Consider the following 25,768-nt stretch of genomic DNA (forward strand, 5'->3'; position numbering starts at 1 on the left):
GACGCGGGCTCCTCGCCTGTATGCGCACCTGCCTGAGCCTTACGACCCAGGCAAGCCGCCTGGGATACCGCCGCCGAAGTTGCCGCCTCCCGATGAGGACGAACCGACGCCGGTCCCCCCGCCTGACAAACCACTGGACCCTCCAGTGGAATAACTGCCGCTTACGTTGCCGGTGTAAGTGGCAATGTGCGGATCATGACCGTTCAGGCGTGCTCGCACGATTAGCGGCCGGATCGGCAAGGGAGGAGAGTCATGCTTGGCACCATCTTGTTGATTGTTTTGATTCTGTTGTTGATCGGCGCGATACCCGCGTGGCCGCATAGTCGCGGATGGGGCTACTACCCGTCCGGTGGCATCGGACTGGTGGTGATAATCGTGCTGGTACTTTTGCTCTTGGGGCGTATCTGACGCCGGCGGCGCTGTGCCTGGCGCAATCCGCCGGTATGACCGAAGTTTTACCAACGGTTCCCACCTGACATCGGGCGGGCCGTGTGCAAGGAGACACCACCATGCCTTATCGTCAGACTCACGATCTACCGGCAAGCGTCAAGGATCACTTGCCGGCGCATGCACAGGAGATTTACCTCGAGGCGTTCAATTCTGCCTGGGATGAGTACCGCGATCCCGGCGAACGTCGTGGTCATGAATCGCGGGAAGAGACTGCACACAAAGTTGCCTGGGCCGCCGTGAAGAAGACCTACGAAAAGGATGAAAAGTCCGGTCAATGGGACACGAAGAAGTCGCACCACTGATCGACAATTCGGGGAACGGCGCGGATGCGAAGGCGATATCCATTGTCAGCCGTGCACAGGAAAGACGCCGTTCACCGCCGACCCCCAGTACAGTTGCCGCCGGTCCCCGCGTCCGGAGTGCAACCGTAGATTACCGGCCCACCTACTTGGGCCGGTTTTTTTATGGGCGCGTTGGAAAGGTGCGCCCGGCGTTGTCGTTGCAGACATATTGCAACGCAAGGCACGAACTGCCGTTTCGAGTGAAATCTTACGCAATGGTGAGGTTTTGATGATGTTGCGTTGCGGCGCATGCGCTGCAGGAGTAATCGGGTTGGCGTAAAATCGCCATCCTTGAACGGGGCTGCCTCGATGGATCGACATCGCCAGAATATGCAGCGCCCGATGCCGTTTTCCTTTGTCGCTGGTCGTTGCGTATACCTTCAGTCCCGCACCGGCTGTCATTCCGAATTCCGATGAGTGCCCCCCAAGTCCTGCCTGCTGAGGCTGCCGAAGCCTTGCCTCAGTCGTCCATTCCCGTCTGGCTCTCGTTCGTGGCGCTTGCCATGGGCGGCTTCGGTATCGGAACGGGCGAGTTCGTCATCATGGGTTTGCTGCCCGATGTTGCCCATGGTCTGAACATCACGATTCCGCAAGCTGGCCATGCGATCAGCACCTATGCACTGGGTGTCGTGATCGGTGCACCGTTGCTCGCCGTGCTTGGCGTGCGTCTGCCGCGTCGCGCCTTTCTGATCGCGCTCATGGCGATGTTTGCCATCGGTAATCTGGCGAGCGCGCTTGCCCCGAGCTACATTGCACTGATTGTGTTGCGTTTCCTGAGCGGTTTGCCGCACGGCACCTATTTCGGTGTCGCCGCGCTGGTCGGGGCGTCGCTCGTGCCGCCACATCGGCGCGTGCATGCCGTGGGGCAGGTCATGCTGGGTCTGACGCTCGCCACGCTTTTCGGTGTGCCATTGGCCGCGGGTCTTGGTCAGTGGCTTGGCTGGCGTGCGGCGTTTGTGCTCGTCGGCATCATTGGTACGATCACGGCTGTCATGGTGTGGCGCTGGGTGCCGAATGCCCCGGCACCTCACGGTGCAAGCCCATTGCGCGAATTGAATGCGCTACGCAACTCGCAGGTGTGGCTTACGTTGGGTATCGGTGCGATCGGCTTCGGTGGCATGTTCGCGGTGTTCAGCTATATCAAGCCGACGCTTATGCAAGTGGCCGGTGTTCCCGAAGCCTGGGTGCCGTTCTACCTTGCGCTGTTTGGCGTTGGTATGGTGGCAGGCACCATCGTGGGGCCGCGTCTGGTGGCGGCCGCCTCACTCATGCGGGCCATCGGCGGCACGCTGATCTGGTCGGCGTTCCTGCTCGGGGCGTTCACGTTCACGGCGTCGAACCCGTGGCTGGCCGGCATTAACGTGCTTGCCATCGGCACCATCATCATCATCGGCCCGGCTTTGCAGATTCGACTGATGGATGTTGCAGGGGAAGCGCAGACACTAGCGGCGGCGCTCAATCATTCGGCGTTCAATATGGCCAACGCCGCTGGCGCCTGGCTCGGCGGCGTGGCGATTTCTGCAGGCTACGGCTGGACGTCGACCGGTTGGGTCGGTGTTCTGCTGTCCTGCGCCGGTATGGCGATGTTCCTCTGGGCGCGGCACGACGCCCGCCGGAAGGCCCGGTAACACAGGCCCTGCATTGCCCACATGGCGATGAACGCGAGCGGATACGCCCACCAGATTCCAGTGAGTCCGGCGATCCGCTCGAAGCCCCATGCAGCGGGCACTTCGATGCCCAGTAGTCCGGCAACGCCCAGAAGCATGGGTATCCATACCTTTCCGCTCGCGCGCATGGCGCCGACCATGATCGCTGTCATCCCCATGAACAGTGTGCTCCAGGCCACGATATAGAGCAGATGGGTGGCAAGCGTCAGCACGTCCGGGTCGGTCAGAAACCCGCGCATGATCGTCGGAGCCGCCAGACACACCAGGACGATCAGACTCCCCGTCAATCCCAGATTGCAGAGAAAGCCGGTACGTACGATGGCGCCGACGCGTTCGCTGCGGCCCGCGCCGATGGCGTGTGCACACAGAATCGATGCGGTGACGCCAAGCGTCATCACGGGAAGCTGCAACCAGCTCATCACTTGCGTGACCGCCCCGTAGGCTGCCGTGGCGTTCGCGCCGTGGCGATTGACCATGCCGAGCAATGCCATCTCGGCGATGGCCATCGTAAGCATCTGCATAGCAGCCGGGACGCCGATGCGCAGAATGCCACGCGCCAGCGCCGGGTTCCAGCGAACGGCACGCCACAACGCTTGATCGGGCGCGAGCGGGTGTCCTTGACGACGCCAGCAGGCCGCCATCCACAACAGCGCAATGCTGAATGCGAGCAGTGTCGAGGCGGCGGCGCTGGCTACGCCGAGCCGGGGAAACGGTCCCCAGCCAAAGATGAACGCCGGCGTGAAACCAAGCGAAAGCAACGTGGCAATCAGCAGGGTGAAGAGCGGTGAGACGGCGTCGCCCGTACCACGGCTCATGGATGTCGTCAGCCAGAGCAGGAACACGATCGGCATGCCGACAAGCATCCAGCGCGCGTAAAGGGTTGCGGCATCGAACACGCTCGCGGGTGTACCGAGCCCGCGCATGAGCGGCTCGGCGAACAGACCGCCGAGCACGCTGATGACGACACCTGCCACGAACATCATCATGAGGGCCGTGCCTGCGATGTTCCGCACCCGGATCAGATCCCGCGCGCCCCATGCCTGCCCGATCATCACCGTCGCGCCAGCAGACAGCCCGATCACGACAGCGAGCAGAAAGAAGAAAACGGGAAAGAATGCCGAGACCGCAGCGATAGCGTCGGTGCCGATGAGATGGCCGAGATATATGCCGTCGACGGTGCCCGCAATGGACTGAAGCGCGTTGGTCAGCATCATCGGCCCGGCAATCATGAGCCATGTGCGCCAGAGCGGGCGGGGCGGCGCGGGTGGAGCGGGTGGAGTGGGTGGAGTGGGTGGCGCGGAAGTGGGTTGCGTCATGGTGTGAAGTTCTTGGTCGGGTTGTGAACGGGGCATATGCGAAGCTGCGGCAAAAGCAACAGGCAAAGCGGTGCCCGTCCGGTGCGGCGGTCCGCCCGGTGAGCATGGAAATCAGGGAGTCGGGGCGCTGCGCGCGCCCCTGTTTAGCGGGTCTTAAACGGTCCCATAGTTGCCTTATGCGGCGTCGTCGGCCAGATCGTCCGTGGATGTCAGTCGCAGCAAATGCGTGCGTACGTCTTCGGGCCAACCGGCAATTCGTGCGCCAAGCGCGTCGAGATCCTGCGCAAAGAGGGCACGCGACGCTTCTTCGAAGTCGGGCAGATCACCTGCAATAGTCGACATGAAGTGATAGGCCCGCTCCTGTGCGCGGCGCAGCAGATCCCGTCCGGCATGCTTGCGGCGTGCTTCGTCCACCAGCTTGCGCAAGACGACGGATGCGCCGCCAGGCTGCGCGGCCAGCCAATCCCAATGACGCGGCAACAAGGTGACTTCACGCGCCACGACGCCAAGCTTGGGGCGGCCTCGTCCTTTGACGGCAGGCACATCGGATGCAGCGACGGCTGCGGCCGATGCGGGGTATCTCGCCCGTATGTCGGCGGCCGAGCCGCGCACATCGACGTCGCGCGTGTCTCCGGTCAGGTTGTCGAAAATCAGCACCGAGGCGTGCGGGTCGGCAATCATCGCCTGCTGATAGGCGATGGCCGCGTCGGCGAGCGAGCCCGACGCGATACGACGCATGTCGCGAAAGACGGTATATCCAAGGGAATTGGCAAGCACAGCAGACTCCGGTAGCGATAGGCGTATGTCGGTACCGGCGAATATTACCCGGATGTTATTCGAATTTCAATATTATCCGGGTAATATTTTCTGTGGAGAGGCGCGCCAGGTGCGGGTGGAATTCAGGCTGTGAGGGCGACACCGCCGTTCAGGCGTTCAAGCACGGTGGCGCGCACGGCTTTCGGTGCTTCGCCGAGCAGCGCAGGCCACTTGGCCTGCGCCTCGCGGACGGTCTCCCGTGCGATGGTCGTCAACCGGCTGACGCGAAGGAGTCCGGCGCCCCGGAGCAAACCTTCCAGGGCGTTCCAGTCGAAGGCGCGCAGTGTTTTGTCGATGGCCCGGTTCACCCCGTAGTGCGATTCGGGGACATCGAGGAAGAAGGCGGCGACGCACACCGGGTCGTACACCGGCGCCAATTGCGGCGTATGGGCGTCGGGATAGGTCAGCGCCCAGTTCTTGAGGTGGGCGTCGGTATTGCCGAGCAGGATGAAAGCGATCAGGCGGCGCAGGAACTCGCGCACGTCGCGCACCGGCTCGCCGGACAGTTGGTCGAGCACTCGCAGCATGGTCGTGTAGTCGGTATCGAGCCCGCGCCCGTACTTGCTGCGCGGTGGGTATTGCAGCACTTGTGCGAATTCCTCCATGTGCACGCGGCGTCCGTTGGGCAGACGGTCGAAGCGGGGGACGGCGAGGATATGTTCGAACGGCACCTGCTCAGGCAAGTCGGCATCGCGTCGCGAGATGATCTCTGCCTTCGCGCAATCCAGATCGAGGGCTTCGCATAGCCGATAGCCCGTGAATTCGTTTTCGACCAGATCCGGGTGACGTGTGGTCGGCAGCTTGAGAATGACCGAGCCCGCGCGTCCCTGGCGTTTGACGATATAGCGCCGGCCGTCACGAATGGCGGAGAACTTGGTGACCACGCCGGGCAGCGAGGCAGCGTCTTCCACCGGTGTGTCGACGAAACCCGGCTCCACCATTTCGAGACCAAGGGCCGTGTGCCAGCGGTGGACAACGTCCGGAACGCCTTCTCGTGCCGGCACGGGTTCGACTTCGAGCGCGCCCATCAAATCGTGACCGGCCGCGGCGAGCAGCTCGAACTCGTCGTCCGGGCTGCAACGGCGCTCGGCGGCGAGGCGTTCGCGGTTATGGCCTTCCGGCAGCAGATTCTCGAAATAGACCGGCCAGCGGCCGTCGGTGCGCACCAGACGAGCATCTTGCGGCGACGCGAGAATCTCCCGTGTCGCGGCCTCGTTGGCGCCGCGATAGGCCAGCGAGAGCACCGGACGCCGGGCATCGGCGATGTAATCCTCGTCGAACGACATGCGCAGAATGTCACCGTATTGCGAGAGATAGCCGATGGCGCGACGCGTCCCGTCGGGCATGTGCAGATAGGCGCGCAGATATTTGATGTTCATGGACAGAGATCCGGGGGCCTGGGCGGTTTAGCGGGCGAGCGTCTCGACGATGGAGGGCGGGGCGGAAACACCGCTGGGTTGCGCGAGGTATTTACCGCCGGAGCGAAGAAACGACTCGACTTCCTGCCGCAAACTGGCCGGCACGAGCATGGGCTCGAGTCCGAGGGCGCGCGCTGTTTCCAGCACGGTCGACATGCGCGGGTCGAGTGCGCCGGACTCCATTTTTTGTACCGTCATGCGAGACAGCCCGGCGCGATCGGCCAGCTCCGCTTGCGTCATGGCGGCTTCCTTGCGTGCCGCCACCAGCGATTCCATGAAGCTCATAATGATGTGCTTTTATCGGAAAATGATGCTTTATCTTAGCATCTCGCCAGGCAATTTTCCATGAAAAGCTAATGAAAATTAGCTTTTGTGAAAAAAAGATAATTGTACTTATCTCTAATCTTCGCGACCGGAGAAGATCTTCCCTCGTGACGCCTTGACGCGAGAGCGGCCCTGCTTGGCATCCCGGCGGCGCATCTGGCTGCCGAGGGTGGGGCGGGTCGGAACGCGGCGGCGAGGCGGGACGGCTGCAGCATCGACCAGCGCTTGCAGGCGCGCAAGTGCATCGGCCCGGTTGAGTTCCTGTGACCGATGTTGCTGTGCCTTGATGACGACGATGCCGTCCTGAGTGATGCGGTGATCCGGCCGGGAGAGCAGGCGGAATTTGACATCGTCAGGCAACGACGAGCGCATCACATCGAAGCGGAGATGGATGGCGCTGGAAACTTTGTTGACGTTCTGACCACCGGCACCCTGCGCGCGCATGGCGGTGAGTTCGATGTCTTCGGGGGCGATAAGAATGCGACGGTTCATGCGACAAGGATAACGTTCTCGCCGTCCAGCCTACAAGCGCGCCCGACCCAGGGCGCCGGAAGGCGCGTCCGACGCCATCAGACCCACGTCCCATCGGTAGCCGGATAGTGATTCGGAATGCAAATCGTCGATTTGCATACGCCTCATCCGAACGGATTAAGAATTACTTGAATATCCTGAGTAATTTCGTAACAACTTGTGTCGTCCTTTGGCGATGAGGCGATTCTATTTCAGCGTCGAGCCGGGAAAATGGTTGATCTACATCAAGACACGCGGCTTTTCTTTCCCATGGATAGGGCAATCAGAGGTGTCATAAGGAAATTCTCAAGGCGCATTTGAATAGTGTATGACGACGCCGACGCCTGATATGTAACTCATAATTACATTGCAATTTGAAATATTTTGTTACTATCCAACCCGAAACATTCGGGTTTTTACCGAGCCATGTCGGGACCGACGTGTTTCTTTGGATAATTAACTAATTGCGATCCTGATGCAGGAATCGCATTCGTCGATAACAAAGGGATTCACCATGAAGCTTACGCAAGCCATGATTCTTGCCGGACTGTTGTCGCTTGGTACGGTGGCGCATGCGCAGGATGCGGCGCGACCGGCGCCGATCGTGAAGGGTGGCATAGTCGAATTCGGTACGACGTTGCTCGGCGTCGACGCCAAGAACCGCACTATTCAAGTGGCCGACGACCACGGCAAGCCTGTGACTTTAGTGGTCGGGCCGGAGGTGCGCAACTTCGATCAGATGCGCAAGGGCGACAAGGTAGTTGTGGCGTATGAGCGTTCTGTGGCCATTTCCGTCGCACCGGGCGACGGCATTCGCAGCCGGGTTGTCACGGAAGCGGCCGATCGTGCCGCACTGGGACAGCGTCCGGCGGCCGACGCCGCACGAAACCTGAAAGTCGTCGCTACCGTCCAGCGTATCGACCGCAATTCAAATGTCGTGACGCTGCGTGGACCGTCGCGCACCGTCGACATTGCTGTCAGCGATCCGAAGTTGCTCGAAGGCGTGAAGGTCGGCGATTCCGTCACGGTGAACTACACCGAGGCAGTTGCGATCGCCGTCACGCAGGATCCGGCTGCCAAGCGTAAGTGGGTGCCGCCGGTTCCTGCGCCGGCACCGAAGCCCTGAGTTGAACAAGGGGATTGTCTGACGCACGATGCGTCCGCTGTCGCCTTGACCGCAGCGTTGCCGACGTCGCCAGTCATGGCGCGTCGGCACGCGCCGCCCGCCGGATACGGCAAGCAACCGGAGATCGCGATGGCACGTTCCGCCTTGAAGTTCGACGATGCAACCTACGCTGCCTTGCTCGCGGCTGCGCGGGATGCCGACGCGGCTCATCCTCACGACAATCCCGCCTTTCTCGATGCATTTTTCGTAGAGGCATGGAAAGTCACACACCGCATTTATGGCGCGCAGACATACCTGCGCTTCATTGCGCAGGCGGGTGTCACACGTCGCCCGAGTGCCAGTACGGTGCAGAAAGCCATCGTACGTGCCCGGGCGGTGTACGAAGTGCCGGCCGTCCCGTCGCTTGGATCACTGCTGTCAGCCGGCCAGTCTGCGTGGGCACAGAAGCTTGAACAGAATCTGGCGAGTGCCTTGACGTTGTTCCACACGATACCGGGGGCTCACAATCCGGCCACCGATGCCGTGACCGATGCTGCAGACGCCATGCGGCGAGTGCAGGATCTCGAGCGTGAGAATCTCGAGCTGCGTGCACGTCTTGCACAGATGACCGTCGCGGCGGCGTATGCGCGCGAAGCGCTGACGGTTTTCGCGCCCCAAGCCATTCAGCAAGTTGTCGGGGCTCAAGGGCGTCAGGGCGTCTGACGCACGAAGGAAGACGACGGTGCCGTTGCGCCGTCGTGGCTCTGAGACGGTTCGGCATCGAAGGGGGGTGTGCCGGCTTTCCGGCCGGTGGACACCGAGAAACCGAATGTGTTGAGTCCATCTTTGCTGCGGGCCCAGACGGTGCCGCCGTGCATTTCGGCAATCGCCTTGACGATGGCCAGCCCCAATCCATGATTCTCGCGGCTGTTCGTGCGCGACGGCTCTGCCCGGTAGAAGCGATCGAACAAGTGCCGCAGCACGTCGGGCGAAATTGGCCTGCCGGGGTTGGTGACTTCGATGTTCACCTGACGGGCGTCATCCGCTTTGGACGAGATCCGGACGTCGATATTGGCGCCTGACGCACAATGCTCGACGGCGTTCATCACCAGATTGGCCAGCGCGCGCCCGAACAGCGCCTTGTTCACGTGCGCGACGGCGCTGCCATGCAGACGGGCCGTCGCATGGGCTTCTTCCAGCGGAATCTCCAGAAACTCCAGCGTGTGCACAGCTTCACTGGAGAGCGACACGGCCGTGAGCCCTGTCGCGCGCTCACCCTGATCGGCGCGCGAGAGGAACAGCATGTCGTTGATGATCGTGCGCATGCGGCCCAACTCTTCCAGATTCGATTGCAGTAACGCGCGCAAATCCTCAACGGGTCGCTCGCGCGTGAGCGCCACCTCCGTTTGCCCGATCAGGATGGTTACCGGTGTACGCAGCTCGTGCGCCACGTCGGCATTGAACGACTCCAGCCGCTCATACGCGCTGTCGAGCCGGGCCAGCGCGCCATTGAACGAGTGCGTCAAATCGTCGAGTTCGACAGGCAACGAGCGTGTATCGAGCCGCTGCGATCGGTTGTCGGGGCTGATTTCGGAGGCTTCTCGTGTGAGCCGCGTGAGTGGCGCCAGGCCCAGACGCGTTACGGAATAGCTAAGCAGCAGCACGCCAAGACTGCCGAGGGCGGAGAGCGCCGCGAGGCCCAGGCCGAAGGCGCGCAGCGTGCGTTCGTTCGGCGAATAGCTGGCGGCAACCTGCAGGGCGACGGCCGGCCGCGAGCCATAGGGCGGCAGGATTTCGCGTGTGGTCAGCATGTCGTCGCCGCCGCTGTCGGGTGTTAACCGCACGTAGCCGTTGGACAGGCGTTTGACGAACATGCCGCTCACCGGCGTGCCGAACGTGTATTTCGGGTCGTCGCTCGTCACGGCGTAGGTCGTGGTGCCGTCGCGCGGTGTCATGTCGCTGAGTTTTTCGCGAGCAATCTGCCACTTCTCCGGTGTGCCGCCGTGATAGACGATGATGTGGGCGATCTGTGCGCGGTCGTCGAGCGACTCGCGCAGATGCCGCTCCAGTTGCACGCGCAGCATCAGGTAAAGGGCGGCGCCTACCAGCGCGAACACCGACAGCGCCACAACGGCGAACATGGCGGCGAGGCGGCGGGAGATCGAATGTGTCATGACGACGCTCACGCGCGGCGCTCAGGCCTCGCGCACCTCAAGCACATAGCCCATGCCGCGCACCGTGTGCAGCAGCTTGGTATGGAACGGCCCGTCGAGCTTGGCGCGCAGCCGCTTGATGGCGGTCTCGACAACGTTCGTGTGGCTGTCGAAATTGACGTCCCAGACCAGCTCGGTGATGGCGGTCTTGGACAGGATGTCGCCCTGCCGGCGAGCAAGCACCGAGAGCAACTGAAATTCCTTGGCGGTGAGGTCGAGCCGCTGACCGTCGCGTGTGGCCCGGCGGCCGATCAGGTCGACGTATAGGTCGCCGACCGAAATCAGCGTCGACTCCTGTACGCGCGTGCGGCGGGCGAGGGCGTGCAGACGCTCCACCAGCTCAATGAACGAAAAGGGCTTGGTCAGATAGTCGTCTGCGCCCTCGCGCAGGCCGCGCACGCGGTCGTTCACATGATCGCGGGCCGTGAGCATGATGACGGGTGTCGACTTGCGCTCGCGCAGCGAGCCGAGCACGGCGAAACCGTCACGCTTGGGCAGCATGACATCGAGCACGATCACGTCGTAGTCGAACTCCAGCGCCAGATGCGTGCCTTCCTCGCCATCGAGCGCTACGTCGACCACCCAGCCTTGCTCGGTCAGCCCGGCGCGCAGATAGTCCACTACCTTGTGTTCGTCTTCAACGATCAGTACTTTCATGTCGCCACCTCATCTTTGCGCATTATACGAGTCAGAGGATGTGTCCGATGGCGGTAGCCAGCCGCCGCCCAGCGCCTTCACCAGTGCGACCGACAAGACGAGTTGCTGGCCGCGAATCTGAACGTCCTGCCGCTCGCTCGCCAGCAGCCCTTGCTGCGCCGTGATGACACTCAGGTACGCCGTGAGTCCCCCCGAATAGCGGTCGTTGGCCAGACTCAGGAGCCGCTGGCCGTCGACGACCGCCGCATGCGATTCGCGCGCGGCCGCGTCGAGCACCGACAAACCGGCTACGCCGTCTTGCACCTGCTGGAACGCGGTGAGCACCGTCTGCCGGTAGTTTGCTTCCACGGCACGGTATCCCGCACTCGCGAAGTCGACGCCGGCTTGACGCCGTCCGCCATCGAAGATCGCTTGCGTTGCGAGCGTGCCCACGGTCCACAGCAGACTCGGCGCAGACAGCAAGTTGGCGAATTCCGTGCTTTGCCAGCCAATGCCGGGGTTGAGCGTCAGACTGGGGAAGAATGCGGCCTTGGCCACCCCGATCTGTGCATTCGCGGCCGCCATGCCGCGCTCGGCCGACGCCACATCCGGACGGCGTTGCAGGATATCGCTCGGCACGCCGAGCGGAATCGGCGGCAGCGTGCCCGACAACGCACCGGCCGGCACCGAGAACGCGGGGGCGGGCATCCCGACGAGCGCGGCAATCGCATGCTCGTATTGGTCGCGTTGTTGATGCAGCAGGCGCGCCTGCACTCGGGTGGTGTCGAGTTCCGATTGTTGCTGGAGAACATCCAGACCCGAAACGGCGCCGAGATCATGCTGTGCGCTCACGTAGTCGAGTGCCTTTTGTTGCAGCGTGACCGATTCATCGAGCACCCGGATTTCGGCGTCGAGGGTGCGCAACTGGAAATAGGCGGTGGCGAGTTGTGTCGTGAGCACCAGGCGAGCGTTGGCCAGATCGTCGGCGGCCTGTTCGGCAGAGGCGCGTGCGCCTTCGACCTGACGGCGGATGCGGCCGAACAGGTCGGTGTCGTAGCTCACGCCGAGGCCGGCCTGCACGTTGTTCTGCACGGTGGACATGCTGGACGACGAGTAGCTCGTGACCGGACGGTTTGCCGAGATGCGCTGACGGGCCAGACCGAACGACGCATCGACTTCCGGAAGCCGTTGGGCCGAGATGCCGGACAGCGTCGCTTGCGCCTGATCGTAATGCGCTACGGCAGCAGCAAGTGTCTGGTTCTGTGCGAGCGCCTGCGTTTCAAGCGCGTCGAGCGCGGGCGCCTGGAACCCCTTCCACCAATCGGGCTGCAATGGCGCGTGCGACGGTTGCGCGAGCCGCCAGTATCCGTCGGTCTTCCAGCCGGGCGGGGTCGAGACTTCGGGGCGGCGATAGTCCGGGCCGACGGCGCAGGCCCCGAGCAGTGCGGTGACGGCGAGCAGCGTTGCGCCGAGACGCGCGTTGCGCACGGACGTGTTCACGACTGGGCTCCTTGCGGCTTGCCGCCCGCCTTGGCGCCGCCCTTGATCTCGAGAGCCTTGGCCAGCACATGGTCGCCGTCGTCGATCGAGTCGCTCGGGTTGACGATGACGCGGTCGGTTGCCGACACCCCATCGGCCAGTTCCAGCGCCTGTCCGAGATCCTGCGCGATGACGATCTTATGAAGATGAACGACGCCCTGATCGTCCACGACCGCCACGCGGGGGCCTTCTGCACGGAACAGCAGCGCATTGGATGGCACGCTCAGATGCGCCTGTACGGCGCTGGGCAGCGCCAGTTGCACGTAGGCGCCCGGGCGCAGCTTGCCGTCTGGATTCGGCAGGGCGGCTTCGATTTGCAGCGAGCGGGTTGCCACGTCGATTGCGCCGGACACGTGCGTGATCTTGCCCTGGAAGTGCTCGCCGGGCAGTTCGGCCTGTGTCACCACGACGGGCTGCCCCACGTTCACGCCTTGTGCGTAAGCCTGCGGCACCTGAACGTATACGCGCAGCGGGTCCGTCTGCGCGAGCGAGAACAGCGCACGGCTGTTCCCGCTGCCCGCATCGATCAGGTCGCCGACGTCGACATTGCGCTGCGTGATCACGCCGTCGAAGGGCGCGACGATCCGCTTGAACGATTCGAGTTGCTGAAGTCGTTTGACATTGGCATCGGCCGCCGCCAGATTGGCGATGCCCTGCGTGTAGGTACTCTGACGCTCGTCGAGTTCTTGCTGAGAGACGGCGTCGCGCTGACGCAGTTGCTGCCAGCGTTCGAGCGACGATTTGGCGAGGCCCAGGCTTGCGCTGATCTGGTTGCGCTGCGCAACGGCCTGTGCGAGTTCCTGATCGATTTCCGGGGTATCGAGATCGGCCAGTAACTGACCTTGCTTCACGCGGGCACCGATGTCGACATAGCGATGCAGCAGATAGCCGGTCGCCCGCGCGTAGATGGGCGACTCGACCGCGCCGCGCAACGTGGCGGGCAGCAGGGTTTCGCTCGCTTGGGTGACCTGCGGCATGACGACACTCACATACTGCCGGGCATTCTCGGCCGTTGCGCTGGCGACTTCGCGGCGTTGGAGTGCGTTGGAAAGGGTCGTGCGCGCCGCGCCCGCGACCAGCAGTACGGCCACCACGATCAGCATGAGCTTTGCGCGCCGGAATTCGCCGCGGCGCGGCGGCAACTGCCGGCCGTTGGCGGGATCGTGCTCGGGAATGGCCAGTTCGGCGTGATGTTTCTCGGTCATGTCGTTCAACCCGTCAAGACTTGGTATCTGGTGTGGGGGAAAGCCGGTCGCGGCGTGTCATGCGTTGCCATTGCCGCCGTCGCCGTCGTTGTCCTTCGGAATGGGGGGGGGCGGCGAATGCCCAGCCGGGCGCTCACGCCGGGTGGCATCCTGTTCGGCCCTGCGTGCCTGTCTCTGCGCGAGCCGTGTGTGGATGCCGGCGAAAACCAGTGGCACGAAGAACAGCGTCGAGACCGTGGCAAACAGCAGCCCGCCGATCACCGCGCGGCCCAGCGGCGCGTTCTGCTCGGCGCCTTCGCCCAATCCGAGTGCCATCGGCACCATGCCGATAATCATCGCGAGCGCGGTCATCAACACCGGACGAATCCGGCTCGCGCCCGCTTCGAGCGCGGCCTTGAGCGGCGCCATGCCGGCTTCCATACGTTGCCGTGCAAACGCCACCACAAGAATGCTGTTGGCCGTCGCCACGCCCATCGTCATGATGGCCCCCGTGAGCGCAGGCACCGAGAGCCGTGTACCGGAGAGGAAGAGCATCCAGACGATGCCCGCGAGTGCGGCGGGCAGGGCGCTCACAATGATGAGCGGGTCGACCCACGACTGGAAGTTCACGACGATCAGCAGATAGACCAGCACGATGGCCATCGCCACGCCGACGCCCAGCCCGAGGTAGGAGCTTTGCATCGTGCTGACCTGACCGCGCACGGTGATCTGGCTGCCACGCGGCAAATCCTTGCGGGCTTGCGCGACGAGCTTGTCGATGTCGCCTGCCACGCTGCCCAGATCCCGGCCTTCCACGCTCACGAAGATGTCGATCACCGGGCGGATGTTGTAGTGACTGACCACGGCGAACTGTTGCTTCGGCTCGACCTTCACGAAGTTGGCAAGCAGTTGCGGTTGACCGTTGTTGGCGGTGCCTGCCACCGGCAGGCGCAGCAGGTCGTCGATGGAACTGATGCGGTACTGCGGCGATTGCACCGACAGGCTGTACTCCACGCCGTTCTGGTTGTTGAACCAGAAGCCCGGCGACGTTTGCGAACTGCCCGAGAGCGAAATCAGCACGTTCTGGGCGACCGCGTTGGCGTTCAGATTCAATTGCTGCAAACGCGTGCGATCCATGTTCAGGTGCAGCGTTGGGGCGTTCACCCGTTGCTGGATATGCGTGTCGACAGTGCCTGGCACTTGCCGCACCTGTTTGAGCAGCTTCGTGGCGACATCGAAGTTCGCCAGTTGCTGGTTGCCGCTGATCTGGATGTCGATAGCGGCAGGCAGGCCAAAGTTGAGAATCTGCGTGACGATGTCAGCGGGCTGGAAGAAGAACTCCACGCCGGGGAAGCGCTGCGGCAGCACGGCGCGCAGTTTGTCGACGTAACTCGCGCTGGGATGATGATCCGGGCTCAGTGCGATTTGAATCTCGCCGTCGAGCGTGCCGATGGTGCCGGCATTGCTGTACGACAGGTTGATGCCGCTGTAAGGCAGGCCGAGGTTGTCGAGTATCGTCTCGAGTTCGTTGGCGGGTACCACCTCGCGCACGACCTTCTCGACTTCATCGGCCAGACGCGCCGTTTCCTCGATGCGCGTTCCGGTGGGCGCGCGCATGTGCATGCGGATGTCGCCCGCGTCCACTGTCGGGAAGAAGTCTGCGCCCAGGGCGAACACCAGCCCCATCGACAGTACGCAGAAGGCCAGGAAGCCGGTGGCGAAGACGCGCCGGCGTACGAGCAACATCGAGAGCACGACGATGTAGGCGGCGCGCATGCGCTCGAAGCCGGCGTCGAAGCGCAGGTAGATGCGGCGCAACGCACCGGGCTTCGCATTCGGGTCGGCCTGATGGGCATGGCCCATGAGCAGCATGGCGAGCGTGGGCACCAGCGTGCGCGAGAGGATGTACGACGCCAGCATCGCGAACACGACCGCCTCGGCGAGCGGTACGAACAGGTAACGCGCCACGCCCGTCAGGAAGAACATTGGCACGAACACGATACAGATACACAGCGTCGAGACGAGTGCGGGGACGGCGATTTCGCCTGCGCCGTCGAGAATCGCCTCGTGCAACGGGGTTCCCATGTGCAGATGGCGCTCGATGTTCTCGATGGTTACGGTCGCGTCGTCGACCAGAATACCCACCGCGAGCGCCAGCCCGCCGAGCGTCATGATGTTGATCGTCTGGCCCAACGCATGCAGCGCGAGCAGCGACGAGAGGATCGAGAGCGGAATCGAGATGGCGATGATGCAGGTGCTGCGCCAGTTGCCGAGGAACAGCAAAATCATGGCCGCCGTAAGCGCAGCAGCGATCAACGCCTCGTGAATCACGCCTTGCACGGCGGCCTTCACGAAGACCGACTGATCGAACAGCGCCGAGATATGCAGATCCGGCGGTAGCGCGGCACGTGCCTCGGGCAGTATCGCTTTGAGCGAGTCGACCACAGACAGCGTGGAGGCGTCGCCCGTCTTCATGATCGACATCAGCACGCCGCGCTGGCCGTTCTGACGCACGATGTTGGTCTGCGGCGAGAAGCCCGTGCGCACGTGTGCGACTTCACGCAAATAGGTGGTGGCGCCGCCGACAGTGCGCACCGGGATGCTGTTCAGCCCCTCGACCGTCGGGGGAGAACCATTCATGTCGACCGTGTACTCGCGCGGGCCGATCTTCGCCGTACCGGTCGGCAAGATCAGGTTCTGGGCGTTGACGGCGGCGACGACGTCCTGCGCTGTCAATCCCTTGGCGAGCAGGGCACGCGTATCGATATCCACCGAAATCAGTCGTGTCTTGCCGCCATACGGATAGGGCACGGCAGCGCCGGGGATCGTGACCAGTTGCGGGCGCAGGAAGTTGAGCGCCGTGTCGTTGAGCGCCGGCTCCGACAGACTCGGGCTCGACAGACCGAGCTGCATCACCGGGATCGACGAGGCCGAGTAGCTGATGACGAGCGGCGGCGTCGCCCCCGGCGGCATCTGCTTGACCTGCGCCTGTTCGACCGCAACGACCTGAGCGATGGCGGTCTGGATGTTGGCCGTGGGCTGCAGGAAAATCTTGATGATGCCGATGCCCGGCAACGATTGCGACTCGATGTGCTCGATGTTGTTGACGGTCGTCGTCAGCCCGCGTTCGTTACCGGAGATCATCCGGTCGGCAATGTCCTGTGCGGACAGACCGTTGTAAGTCCAGATGACGCTGATCACCGGGATATTGATTTCCGGCAGCACGTCGACCGGCGTGCGCATGAGCGCGAGCGGCGTGGCGAGCAGGATCAGAATGGCCATCACGATGAACGTGTATGGCCGCTTGAGCGCAACGTTGACAATCCACATGATTCAGACGCGCTCGGGCGCAATCGCAGGCGTACGGAGAGGGGGCCGTCCGGCACGCGCACCACCGTGCGGTACTGGTATCGGAAGGAACGCCGCCATGGTAGGGGCGCACGCCCAACGCCAAAATGACGCCAAAATGGCGGAATTGCCATAATCGGTGAAATTCGCCGCAAAGCCGCACCGTATAAGGCTTTGCTCGCCCGTTCGGCGACGGGAGTGGCATATTACGGCGTGTTGCGTTATAAAGTTGACACACCAAAAGTCGCCGCCCGATAGCCTATGGCCTGCCGTTCCCGCCGAGGTTGAGGTCAGCGACGTCGAGAACCTCAGCCCCACGCAGGAAAGCAATGACCGAACGTCCGACGTCTCCCCCAGAACCTCAGCCCGTCTCGGGCACCGTTACCCGAAGCGCTATTTTTCTCGTGGCTACCGTGCGGGATGACGAAGCCGCGCACGCGCGCGTGCGCGACTGGTGCGCCGATGCTGCCGCCTATGCCCGCTCGGTCGGCAAGCGTGTGCCGTCCGGCAATTTGTCGTGTGTAGTCGGCTTCAGCGACAACGCATGGGATCGCCTGTTCGGCGGCCCGCGTCCGGCTGAACTGCATCCGTTCCGTGAGTTCGGCTCGGGCAAGCGACATGCCCCGGCCACGCCCGGCGATCTGCTGTTGCACATCCGCGCCGAGCAGATGGATCTGTGCTTCGATCTCGCGACGCTCATGCTGGGTAAGCTGGGCGACGCCGTAAGCGTCGTCGACGAGGTCCATGGCTTCCGCTATTTCGACATGCGCAGCATGGTCGGCTTCGTCGACGGCACCGAGAACCCGGAGGGCGACGAGGCGCTCGAGTTCACCGTGATGGGCGACGAAGACCCCGAATTTGCAGGCGGCAGCTACGTGCTCGTGCAGAAGTATCTGCATGACATGACGGGCTGGAACGCGTTGCCGGTCGAGGCGCAGGAGCGCATCATCGGTCGCACCAAGCTCTCCGACGTCGAACTCGACGAGGGCGTGAAGCCCAGTTGGTCGCACAGCGCGCTGACCACGCTCGAGGAAGACGGCAAGGAAATCAAGATTCTGCGTGACAACATGCCGTTCGGCCGCCCCGGTTCGGCCGAGTTCGGCACCTACTTCATCGGCTATGCCCGCTCCCCGGCACCGATCGAGCAGATGCTCGAGAACATGTTTGTGGGGCGTCCGCCCGGTAACTACGATCGTCTGCTCGACTACAGCCGCGCCGTGACCGGCGGACTGTTCTTCGTGCCGTCGGCACCGCTGCTCGAAGCGCTCGCCGAGCGCGAGGCGCCGGTGGCCGCCGCCGGGGCGGCGGCGATCAAGACCCTGATCGATGCGACGTCGACGGCCACGCCGGTTGTCGATGCCACGGTATCGTCTCTCACCTCACCCAGCGCTGCCCCCGCAGAGGGCTCGCTGCAAATCGGATCGCTTAAAGGAGTTTCTCAGGCATGAATAACCTGCATCGCGAACTGGCCCCCATTTCGAGCGCCGCGTGGGCGCAAATCGAAGAAGAGGTGGCCCGCACGTTCAAGCGTACGGTTGCCGGCCGTCGTGTGGTCGACGTCAAGGGACCGGGTGGTCTGGCGCTCGCCGGTGTTGGCACCGGTCATCAGAAGGCGATCGACGCGCCGTTCGACGGCGTGGGGGCTCGTCAGCGTGAAGTGATGCCGCTCGTAGCGCTGCGTGTGCCGTTCGAGCTGTCGCGTGAGGCGATCGACGATGTCGAGCGCGGCGCCAACGACTCCGACTGGCAACCCGCCAAGGATGCCGCCATCAAGCTGGCCTATGCAGAAGATCGCGCGATTTTCGATGGCTACAAGGCGGCGCACATCACGGGCGTGCGCGAAGGCACCTCGAATCCGGTGTTACCGCTGCCTGCCAACATCGCCGATTACCCGACCGTCATTGCCAAGGCGCTGGAGCAATTGCGCCTTGAGGGGGTCGACGGTCCGTACAGCGTGCTGCTGGGCGCCGACGCCTACACGGCGGTGACCGAGGCGAACGACCAGGGCTATCCGATTCTCGAGCACATCGGGCACATCGTGAGCGGCGAGATCATCTGGGCGCCTGCCATCGACGGTGGCTGCATCCTCTCCACTCGCGGCGGCGACTACGAGATGCATATCGGTCAGGACGTCTCGATCGGCTACCTCGACCACACGGCGACTACGGTTCGTCTGTACCTCGAAGAGACCTTCACCTTCCTGATGCTGACCGCCGAAGCGGGTGTTTCGGTCGGTCCGGCCAAGCCGGCAGACGGCAAGAAGAAGTCGAAGTAAGTCGTACAAGTCCCTGACGGGAAAAGAAAAACGGCTGAGGGCAAGACATTGCCACCAGCCGTTTTTTCATGGATGCTGCCGCGTCAGTTGGCGGCGGGAGACGGTCCGGCCGTCGGCTTCTCGATGATGACGCGACGGTCGTCGCGGGCGATGACCTTCATCGGCAGGCCGAGCGTTTCGAGCACCGTGAACTTTTCCGGATCGACCAGCGCAAGCGCCTTGGGGGCGGCAACCCAGACTTCGGCGAACTTATCGAGCGTCGGGATCCAGCTATCCGGCGCTTGCGAGATGCCGAACTCCAGTTCGTCCTGCACCGCCACCATCGTCATGGGCTGACGCAGGTAGTAGGGCATCGTGTGATCGAGCGTGCCGACCGAGTAGAACGGCGTGTCCGGTCCGAGACGATCCATTTCCGCGCGTACCGCCGGCACCAGATCGATCCCTGAACTCGCGCGTCCGAAGGCTTCGTGTCCCGTGCCGCCGATCATCGTGAAGGCCAGCCACGTGCCTGCAAACGCGATGAGCGCCTGTTTCGTGCTGCGCTGGCTCAGCCAGCGGGTGATACCGATGCCGATCAGCCCGACGAAGCTCGCCGCGTACAGATAGTACGAGAACGCGCGGTAGGCTTCCACCGGATTACGGCTATCCGAGTGATGCGACAGGAAGACCAGGCAGGTAACGATCGTCGCGACGAACAATGCGGCGGACACGATGAGATGCTTGCGCAGCGACTCGCGCGAGAGGCTCGCAATGCCCAGCCCGATGAGTAGCGCGATGGCAGGCACGATCGGCAGCACGTACGAAATGAGCTTCGAGTGCGACAGGGAGAAGAAGCAGAAGATGAAGACGGCCCAGACCGTGGTCATCAGCACCGGCCGGAAGCCGTTGGCCTGACGGGGGACGGCACGCACGGCAGAAAAGGCGCGCGGGATCATCGACAGCCACGGCAGGAAACCGACAATCAGCACCGGCACGAAATACCAGAGTGCGCCGGGGCGATGATGATCCGGTTTCAGGAAGCGGTTGAAGTGTTCGTTGATGAAAAAGAAATCGAAGAACGACGGGTTACGTGCCATCACGGCAGCGAACCACGGCACCGTCACGGCGAGCAGCACGATCAGCCCGCTCACGATGTGCAGGCGCTTCCACAATGCCCAGTCGCGTGAAATCAGCGTGTAGATCACGAGCACGGCACCGGGCAACACCACGCCGATCAGCCCTTTGCTCAGAATCGACAGGCCCATCGCTGCCCAGCACAGCCACATCCAGTTGCGGGTTTGCGTGTCGGTCAGGCCGGGACGTTGTGCGAGCAGCAGCGAGCACAGCACGAGCGTCATCATGAACGACAGGCCCATGTCGAGCACGTTGAAATGACCGAGCAGGCTCCACAGCGGGGCGCTTGCCAGCGTCAACGCGGCGAAGAAGCCCGCGCGCGCGCCGAACACGCGCCGCCCGGTGTACCCGACGAGCAGCACGCCGCCGAAACCGGTCAGCGCTGTCCACAGGCGTGCCTGCCAGTCGCCGAGACCGAAGATCATGAACGTCAGCGCGTTCATCCATGTCTGAAGCGGGGGTTTCTCGAAGTACAAATAGCCGTTGTAGCGCGGCGTGACCCAGTCGCCTGTGGCCAGCATTTCGCGCGCCATCTCGGCGTAGCGGCCTTCGTCGCTCGGGATCAGATGGCGCAGGTTCAATACGCCAAACCAAACCAGGGCGAACACGGCAAGCAGCCACAGCAGGGCGGCGGGAGAGATCGGCCAGGGTTCCAACTCGGCGTCACGTTGAGGGCGTGTGGACATGAATGCGAGGCTTCCGGTCTTGATGAATAGGGTGAGAGTGATGAATCTGGCGAAGGACGGTCAGGCGCTGGTGTCAGGTCTGGCGTCGGGGTTGGGCAGCGTGACGCGGACGTGAAGGCCGCGTGGCGGTGTCAGGCTAGCATCCTTCAGGGTGACCTGGCCGCCGAGGCGGTCGACGATCGCCCGGACGATGGCCAGACCCAGTCCGGTGCCTTCGCCGCCATGTTCTCGGGATTCGCGTTGCTCGCTCGCCCGGTAAAACGCGTCGAACACTCGCTCGCGCTTGTCGGCGTCGATCCCTGGGCCCGAGTCGATCACATCGATAGCCACGTCGGCGCCAGTGGCCGACACGCGTACTGACACGGTGCCGCCCGCAGGCGTATAACGCACGGCGTTGCCGACAATATTACTCAACAGCGTGACGATATCGCGTTTCGATCCCGTCACGCGCAAGCCGGAGCGACCGGGGACGCTCGAGGACGCATCGACCAGATCGAGCACGATCTGTTTGCGATCGGCCAGTACGAACACATCTTCTAGGGCTTCATGCACGGCGGGCAGCAGCGCGAGCGGCGTTGCCGCCACTGTCGGCGCGCTCTGCGCTCTGGCGAGGGTCAGCAACTGTTCGATCAGCGTGCGCGTGCGTTGCAAGCCGCTCTTGAGCTTGGTGAAGCGATTCCGTGTTTCGGTATCCAGGTCTGCCGGGGCGAGCGCCCGATCGAGGTTCTCGGATTGAATCACCAATGCCGTCACGGGCGAGCGCAATTCGTGGGCCGCGTCGGCGACGAACCGGCGCTGCTCGTCGAGCGCCTTGGCCAGTCTGGCCAGCAAACGGTTGATCGATATGATGAACGGTTCGATTTCCGTTGGCGCTCCTTGGGTATCGAGGGCATGCAAATCGGTATCGCGCCGGGTGTCGATCTCGTCGGCAAGCCGCTGCACCGGCCGCCACGCCCGACGCACTGTCACGACGATGGCGCCGATCAACAGCGGTACGAAGCCGACGAAGGGCAGTGCGGTGCGTAGCCCGCTGTTACGGGCGATCTCGTTGCGGCCTTCCGTCGGCTGGGCGACGACGATGCGAAGTTCCGGGGCAATGGTGCGCACGAACGCGCGCCATGTGTGCTCGCCTGTGCTGAGCGTGTGAAAGCCGTCCGCCAGCGTGACCGGAAAGGTGCCGCCCAGGCGCTGAACCGTGAGGCGGTAGTCGTGATCCTGAATCGGCAGGCCGTGCATGGCGCTGTCGGCGGCGGCCAGATTGCGCGTATCCACGAGTGCAGCGAGTTGCAGCAGTTGGTCGTCCTGAAAGCGGTAGGCCTCGCGAAAGGCCGCCCAGTAGGAAACGAAGCCCGCGACGATGGCCAATCCCAGCGCGCAGGCCGAGAGCGTAACCACCAGCCGGGACTGAAGCGAGCGCATCATGCCTTCGGCACCAGCCAGCCTGCGCCACGGATATTGCGGATGACGTCCGCGCCGAGCTTCTTGCGAATCGAGTGGATCAGGAAGTCGATCATATTGCTCTCGATCTCTTCGCCCCAGCCGTACAGACGATGTTCCAGCGCATCGCGCGAGAGGATCGTGCCGGGGCGCAGCATCAGCGCATGCAGCAGGGCGTATTCGCGCGCCGAGAGCACGCAACTGTTCTCACCGTAGGTCGCCTGATGGGTGGCGGGATCGAGCGAGAGCGCGCCATTGGTCAGCACCGGTACCGCCACGCCCGCCTGTCTGCGGATCACCGCGCGCATGCGTGCAAGTAGTTCACCGACTTCAAAAGGCTTGACGACGAAGTCGTCCGCCCCGAGATCGAGACCCTGAATAATGTCTTCGGCCCCATCGCGGGCCGTCACGACGATGATCGGTGTGCGCCCGCCAGCACCGCGGTGGGCACGCAGCACCTCCCAGCCGTCTCGTCCCGGCAGGCCGAGGTCGAGCAGCATGAGGTCGTAGGCGTGAGCGGCGAGTGCCGCTAGTGCGGCGTCGCCGTCACGGCACCAGTCGGCTGCATACGAGGCGTCCTTGAGCGCCTGCATCATGGCCTCGCCAATCATGGTGTCGTCTTCTACGAGCAATATCCGCATGGTTTTCCAAACGTTCTCCGGCGTGGCCGCAAAGGCGCCCGCCCAATACCCTGCCAGTCACAAAGGATGGCACGGGCGCACGATAGCGCGCGAAACTTAGGAGAAACTTAGTTTGCGACGATGTGTGTCCGCGCGACTATGCCATGGAAAGCCGCTGTGAATCAACGACTTAGCAAGGTTTTTTCATGTGGCGCGAAAAATAGGTGCCTGATGCCATTTGGGCGTCGGCTGACACCAGTGGCGGCGCCTGAGCGTGGGATGTGAAGCCAAATGAGGCGACGCAACGCAAACGGGCCGGCAATTGCCGGCCCATCCACTTTCACGATGACTTGGCGGCGGACCTGTCGGCACCGCGCGCCGCTCGCAGGCTTACTGGGCGCGCAGCGTTTTCGCGGCGGCGACCATATTCTGCAGCGCCGGGATGACTTCGGCCCACTGACGCGTTTTCAGGCCGCAGTCCGGGTTGACCCACAGACGCTTGGCCGGAATGCGTTCGGCGGCCTTCTGCATGAGCGACACGATGTGCGCTTGCGTCGGAATGTTCGGCGAGTGAATGTCGTACACACCCGGTCCGATCTCGTTCGGGTACTGGAACGAGTCGAACGCATCGAGCAATTCCATATCGGAGCGCGAGGTCTCGATGGTGATCACGTCGGCATCCATGCCGGCGATAGCCGCGATGATGTCGTTGAACTCCGAATAGCACATGTGCGTATGGATCTGCGTGTCGTCCTGCACGCCGTTCGCGGTGATACGAAACGACTCGACAGCCCAGTCCAGATACGTCTGCCATTGGGCGCGGCGCAGCGGCAGCCCTTCGCGCAGGGCGGCTTCGTCGATCTGAATGACCCGCACACCGGCACGTTCCAGATCCAGCACTTCTTCGCGAATCGCCAACGCGAGTTGGAAGCACGACACCGAGCGGGGTTGATCGTCGCGCACGAACGACCAGTTCAGGATCGTGACCGGGCCGGTCAGCATACCTTTCATCGGTTTGCGGGTCAGCGACTGCGCGTACTTGATCCACTCGACGGTCATGGCATTCGGACGGCTGATGTCGCCGAACATGATCGGCGGCTTCACACAACGCGAACCGTACGATTGCACCCAACCGAACTGGCTGAAGGCGTAACCTTCGAGCTGCTCGCCGAAGTATTCGACCATGTCGTTGCGCTCGGCTTCGCCGTGCACGAGCACGTCCAGCCCCAGCGCTTCCTGTTCACGCACGCTGCGAGCGATTTCGGCTTGCATGGCGGCGACGTAACCGGCCTGATCCAGCTCGCCGGCCTTGAACTGGCTGCGGGCGGTGCGGATTTCGGCGGTTTGAGGGAACGAGCCGATTGTCGTGGTCGGGTAGAGCGGCAGGTTCAGTGCAGCGGCTTGCTTCTCGGCACGCGCCGCGTACGGGGCCTGACGGCGGCCCAGCGAGGCTTCGATTTTTGCCACGGCAGCCTTGACGGCCGGGTTGTGCACGCGCGGCGACGCACGGCGGCTGGCGATGGCGGCGGCGTTGGCCGCCAACTCGGCGCCGACCGCCTCACGCCCTTCGTTGAGGGCACGGGCCACCACGTTCACTTCGGCCAGCTTTTGCTTGGCGAAGGCCAGCCAGGACTTGATTTCGGCGTCGAGCTTCTGCTCGTTGTCCAGATCGACCGGCACGTGCAGCAGCGAGCACGACGGTGCAATCCACAGGCGATCGCCCAGCGTCCTGGCAATCGGTTCGAGCCAGTCGAGCACCGCGGCCAGATCCGCTTTCCAGATGTTGCGGCCGTTGACTACGCCCAGCGACACTACGCGGTCGGCCGGCAGTGCGGCGATGACCTTCGCGACTTCCGTCTGGGCATTGACGGCATCCAGATGCAGCCCGTCGACCGGCAGACGGCAGGCCAGCAGCAGGTTGTCTTGCAGTTCACCGAAGTATGTGGCGAGCAGACGTTTGACCGGCACGGCGGCGAGGGCGGCGTAGGCCGTCTCGAAGGCCTTTTGCCATTCGGTGCCGAGTTCGGTGACGAGGATCGGCTCGTCGATCTGCACCCATTCCACGCCCTGTGCGGCGAGGGTTTCGAGCAGCTTCACGTAGACCGGCAGCAGACGCGGCAGGAGGGTGAGCTTGTCGCTGTCGTCCTTGGCCTTGCCGAGCCACAGATACGTGACCGGGCCGATGATGACCGGCTTGGCTTTCACGCCGGCAGCGCGGGCTTCGGCGAGTTGCTCGACCAGACGCGAAGCGTCGAGCGAAAAGGCTGTTGCCGCTGAGAACTCCGGGACGATGTAGTGGTAGTTGGTATCGAACCACTTGGTCATCTCACCGGCAGCTACACCGCCGCAGCAGCCGGCGTGCGCTTCAGCGCTTTGCGCCGAACGGCCACGGGCCACGCGGAAGTAGTTGTCTAGCCCGTCGCCATGGAAACCCTGCACGCGCTCGGGCAGGTTGCCCAGCGTGAAGCTCATGTCGAGGACTTGATCGTAGTAGGCGAAATCGCCGGCCGGGACCAGATCCAGTGCTGCCTGATCCTGCCAGTGACGCAGACGCAGCGAGGCGCCGAGCGCTTTCAACTCGTCGCGCGACGTTTGTCCCTTCCAGTACGCTTCCTGACCGAACTTCAACTCACGCTTCGCGCCGACGCGCGGGAATCCCAGGTTATGTGTCTTTGCCATGTTCTCTAATGACGCTTGCCGCCAGATGAATGAAACAGTGACAACGATCATAGAGACTTCGATTCATGAATGAAAATGGTCTTATTTGCGA

At 63.2% G+C, this 25,768-nt stretch carries 22 protein-coding genes; 7 read left to right on the plus strand and 15 right to left on the minus strand.

Annotation, left to right across the window (positions count from 1 at the left end; all coding sequences use genetic code 11):
- The first annotated feature begins 252 nt into the window (after positions 1-252).
- Positions 253-408, plus strand: a complete 156-nt coding sequence (locus PCO31110_RS22195) for a DUF3309 family protein (RefSeq protein WP_010807870.1) — start codon at positions 253-255, stop codon at positions 406-408.
- Between the two features lie 101 nt (positions 409-509).
- Positions 510-752, plus strand: a complete 243-nt coding sequence (locus PCO31110_RS22200; protein ID WP_010807871.1) for a ChaB family protein — start codon at positions 510-512, stop codon at positions 750-752.
- Between the two features lie 45 nt (positions 753-797).
- On the opposite strand, the gene PCO31110_RS22205 is transcribed toward PCO31110_RS22200, so the two are convergent.
- On the minus strand, positions 798-1,193 hold the full coding sequence (locus PCO31110_RS22205) for a hypothetical protein (RefSeq protein ID WP_150691397.1): 396 nt from the start codon (positions 1,191-1,193) through the stop codon (positions 798-800).
- Between the two features lie 11 nt (positions 1,194-1,204).
- Between PCO31110_RS22205 and PCO31110_RS22210 the strand changes: the two genes are divergently transcribed.
- Entirely contained in the window at positions 1,205-2,419 is a 1,215-nt protein-coding gene (locus tag PCO31110_RS22210; RefSeq protein WP_150691398.1) for an MFS transporter, read from the plus strand.
- On the opposite strand, the gene PCO31110_RS22215 is transcribed toward PCO31110_RS22210, so the two are convergent.
- From PCO31110_RS22215 to arfB, 5 genes are all read right to left on the minus strand, one after another.
- Positions 2,317-3,774: an MATE family efflux transporter gene (locus PCO31110_RS22215; RefSeq protein ID WP_217427292.1), complete on the minus strand. Its 1,458-nt coding sequence runs from the start codon at positions 3,772-3,774 to the stop codon at positions 2,317-2,319. The genes PCO31110_RS22210 and PCO31110_RS22215 overlap by 103 nt on opposite strands.
- 174 nt (positions 3,775-3,948) lie before the next feature.
- Positions 3,949-4,551: a DUF2239 family protein gene (locus tag PCO31110_RS22220; RefSeq protein WP_281350644.1), complete on the minus strand. Its 603-nt coding sequence runs from the start codon at positions 4,549-4,551 to the stop codon at positions 3,949-3,951.
- 122 nt (positions 4,552-4,673) lie between these two features.
- Positions 4,674-5,975, minus strand: coding sequence for a type II toxin-antitoxin system HipA family toxin (locus PCO31110_RS22225; protein ID WP_036661244.1), 1,302 nt, complete (start codon positions 5,973-5,975; stop codon positions 4,674-4,676).
- Between the two features lie 21 nt (positions 5,976-5,996).
- Positions 5,997-6,293, minus strand: coding sequence for a helix-turn-helix transcriptional regulator (locus PCO31110_RS22230; protein ID WP_010807876.1), 297 nt, complete (start codon positions 6,291-6,293; stop codon positions 5,997-5,999).
- Positions 6,294-6,407: 114 nt separating this feature from the next.
- Positions 6,408-6,824 carry an alternative ribosome rescue aminoacyl-tRNA hydrolase ArfB gene (arfB, locus tag PCO31110_RS22235; RefSeq protein ID WP_010807877.1) on the minus strand — a complete coding sequence of 139 codons (417 nt, stop codon included), beginning with the start codon at positions 6,822-6,824 and terminating at the stop codon, positions 6,408-6,410.
- Positions 6,825-7,356: 532 nt separating this feature from the next.
- Between arfB and PCO31110_RS22240 the strand changes: the two genes are divergently transcribed.
- Positions 7,357-7,968, plus strand: a complete 612-nt coding sequence (locus PCO31110_RS22240) for a copper-binding protein (RefSeq protein WP_144265692.1) — start codon at positions 7,357-7,359, stop codon at positions 7,966-7,968.
- 129 nt (positions 7,969-8,097) lie between these two features.
- Positions 8,098-8,670, plus strand: a complete 573-nt coding sequence (locus PCO31110_RS22245; RefSeq protein WP_150691399.1) for a hypothetical protein — start codon at positions 8,098-8,100, stop codon at positions 8,668-8,670.
- On the opposite strand, the gene PCO31110_RS22250 is transcribed toward PCO31110_RS22245, so the two are convergent.
- The 5 genes from PCO31110_RS22250 to PCO31110_RS22270 are packed head-to-tail and all read right to left on the minus strand — an operon-like array spanning position 8,658 to position 16,849.
- Positions 8,658-10,121 carry a heavy metal sensor histidine kinase gene (locus tag PCO31110_RS22250; protein WP_010807880.1) on the minus strand — a complete coding sequence of 488 codons (1,464 nt, stop codon included), beginning with the start codon at positions 10,119-10,121 and terminating at the stop codon, positions 8,658-8,660. The two genes, PCO31110_RS22245 and PCO31110_RS22250, sit on opposite strands and share 13 nt — an antisense overlap.
- 21 nt (positions 10,122-10,142) lie before the next feature.
- On the minus strand, positions 10,143-10,817 hold the full coding sequence (locus PCO31110_RS22255) for a heavy metal response regulator transcription factor (protein ID WP_150584897.1): 675 nt from the start codon (positions 10,815-10,817) through the stop codon (positions 10,143-10,145).
- 9 nt (positions 10,818-10,826) lie between these two features.
- Complete coding sequence (locus tag PCO31110_RS22260) at positions 10,827-12,296, minus strand: efflux transporter outer membrane subunit (RefSeq protein ID WP_246189935.1); 1,470 nt, start codon at positions 12,294-12,296, stop codon at positions 10,827-10,829.
- Positions 12,293-13,540: an efflux RND transporter periplasmic adaptor subunit gene (locus tag PCO31110_RS22265; protein ID WP_150691400.1), complete on the minus strand. Its 1,248-nt coding sequence runs from the start codon at positions 13,538-13,540 to the stop codon at positions 12,293-12,295. The genes PCO31110_RS22260 and PCO31110_RS22265 overlap by 4 nt, the downstream gene beginning before the upstream one ends.
- A gap of 57 nt (positions 13,541-13,597) precedes the next feature.
- A complete protein-coding gene (locus PCO31110_RS22270; RefSeq protein WP_246189936.1) occupies positions 13,598-16,849 on the minus strand; it encodes an efflux RND transporter permease subunit in 3,252 nt (1,083 codons plus the stop codon).
- A gap of 347 nt (positions 16,850-17,196) precedes the next feature.
- Between PCO31110_RS22270 and PCO31110_RS22275 the strand changes: the two genes are divergently transcribed.
- Positions 17,197-18,315: a Dyp-type peroxidase gene (locus tag PCO31110_RS22275; RefSeq protein WP_150691401.1), complete on the plus strand. Its 1,119-nt coding sequence runs from the start codon at positions 17,197-17,199 to the stop codon at positions 18,313-18,315.
- Positions 18,312-19,142 (plus strand): family 1 encapsulin nanocompartment shell protein, encoded by an 831-nt coding sequence (locus PCO31110_RS22280; RefSeq protein WP_010807886.1) that lies wholly within the window; start codon positions 18,312-18,314, stop codon positions 19,140-19,142. The genes PCO31110_RS22275 and PCO31110_RS22280 overlap by 4 nt, the downstream gene beginning before the upstream one ends.
- Before the next feature lie 83 nt (positions 19,143-19,225).
- Here the strand turns inward: PCO31110_RS22280 and PCO31110_RS22285 are convergent, their stop codons facing one another.
- From PCO31110_RS22285 to metE, 4 genes are all read right to left on the minus strand, one after another.
- Positions 19,226-20,941: a glycosyltransferase family 39 protein gene (locus tag PCO31110_RS22285; RefSeq protein ID WP_150691402.1), complete on the minus strand. Its 1,716-nt coding sequence runs from the start codon at positions 20,939-20,941 to the stop codon at positions 19,226-19,228.
- Positions 20,942-21,001: 60 nt separating this feature from the next.
- Positions 21,002-22,363, minus strand: a complete 1,362-nt coding sequence (locus PCO31110_RS22290; protein ID WP_150691403.1) for a sensor histidine kinase — start codon at positions 22,361-22,363, stop codon at positions 21,002-21,004.
- Positions 22,360-23,019, minus strand: a complete 660-nt coding sequence (locus PCO31110_RS22295; RefSeq protein WP_010807889.1) for a response regulator transcription factor — start codon at positions 23,017-23,019, stop codon at positions 22,360-22,362. The genes PCO31110_RS22290 and PCO31110_RS22295 overlap by 4 nt, the downstream gene beginning before the upstream one ends.
- A 369-nt stretch (positions 23,020-23,388) precedes the next feature.
- Positions 23,389-25,677: a 5-methyltetrahydropteroyltriglutamate--homocysteine S-methyltransferase gene (gene metE, locus PCO31110_RS22300; RefSeq protein WP_150691404.1), complete on the minus strand. Its 2,289-nt coding sequence runs from the start codon at positions 25,675-25,677 to the stop codon at positions 23,389-23,391.
- Positions 25,678-25,768: the final 91 nt, after the last annotated feature.

This window comes from Pandoraea communis (assembly GCF_902459745.1).
Lineage (GTDB): Bacteria > Pseudomonadota > Gammaproteobacteria > Burkholderiales > Burkholderiaceae > Pandoraea > Pandoraea communis.

Excerpts from the sequence above, each read along its gene's own strand:
- PCO31110_RS22195 (WP_010807870.1), top strand. The coding sequence starts at position 253 with ATGCTTGGCACCATCTTGTTGATTGTTTTGATTCTGTTGTTGATCGGC.
- PCO31110_RS22200 (WP_010807871.1), top strand. The coding sequence starts at position 510 with ATGCCTTATCGTCAGACTCACGATCTACCGGCAAGCGTCAAGGATCAC.
- PCO31110_RS22205 (WP_150691397.1), bottom strand. The coding sequence starts at position 1,193 with ATGACAGCCGGTGCGGGACTGAAGGTATACGCAACGACCAGCGACAAA.
- PCO31110_RS22210 (WP_150691398.1), top strand. The coding sequence starts at position 1,205 with ATGAGTGCCCCCCAAGTCCTGCCTGCTGAGGCTGCCGAAGCCTTGCCT.
- PCO31110_RS22215 (WP_217427292.1), bottom strand. The coding sequence starts at position 3,774 with ATGACGCAACCCACTTCCGCGCCACCCACTCCACCCACTCCACCCGCT.
- PCO31110_RS22230 (WP_010807876.1), bottom strand. The coding sequence starts at position 6,293 with ATGAGCTTCATGGAATCGCTGGTGGCGGCACGCAAGGAAGCCGCCATG.
- arfB (WP_010807877.1), bottom strand. The coding sequence starts at position 6,824 with ATGAACCGTCGCATTCTTATCGCCCCCGAAGACATCGAACTCACCGCC.
- PCO31110_RS22240 (WP_144265692.1), top strand. The coding sequence starts at position 7,357 with ATGAAGCTTACGCAAGCCATGATTCTTGCCGGACTGTTGTCGCTTGGT.
- PCO31110_RS22245 (WP_150691399.1), top strand. The coding sequence starts at position 8,098 with ATGGCACGTTCCGCCTTGAAGTTCGACGATGCAACCTACGCTGCCTTG.
- PCO31110_RS22250 (WP_010807880.1), bottom strand. The coding sequence starts at position 10,121 with ATGACACATTCGATCTCCCGCCGCCTCGCCGCCATGTTCGCCGTTGTG.
- PCO31110_RS22255 (WP_150584897.1), bottom strand. The coding sequence starts at position 10,817 with ATGAAAGTACTGATCGTTGAAGACGAACACAAGGTAGTGGACTATCTG.
- PCO31110_RS22265 (WP_150691400.1), bottom strand. The coding sequence starts at position 13,540 with ATGACCGAGAAACATCACGCCGAACTGGCCATTCCCGAGCACGATCCC.
- PCO31110_RS22270 (WP_246189936.1), bottom strand. The coding sequence starts at position 16,849 with ATGTGGATTGTCAACGTTGCGCTCAAGCGGCCATACACGTTCATCGTG.
- PCO31110_RS22275 (WP_150691401.1), top strand. The coding sequence starts at position 17,197 with ATGACCGAACGTCCGACGTCTCCCCCAGAACCTCAGCCCGTCTCGGGC.
- PCO31110_RS22280 (WP_010807886.1), top strand. The coding sequence starts at position 18,312 with ATGAATAACCTGCATCGCGAACTGGCCCCCATTTCGAGCGCCGCGTGG.
- PCO31110_RS22285 (WP_150691402.1), bottom strand. The coding sequence starts at position 20,941 with ATGTCCACACGCCCTCAACGTGACGCCGAGTTGGAACCCTGGCCGATC.
- PCO31110_RS22290 (WP_150691403.1), bottom strand. The coding sequence starts at position 22,363 with ATGATGCGCTCGCTTCAGTCCCGGCTGGTGGTTACGCTCTCGGCCTGC.
- PCO31110_RS22295 (WP_010807889.1), bottom strand. The coding sequence starts at position 23,019 with ATGCGGATATTGCTCGTAGAAGACGACACCATGATTGGCGAGGCCATG.
- metE (WP_150691404.1), bottom strand. The coding sequence starts at position 25,677 with ATGGCAAAGACACATAACCTGGGATTCCCGCGCGTCGGCGCGAAGCGT.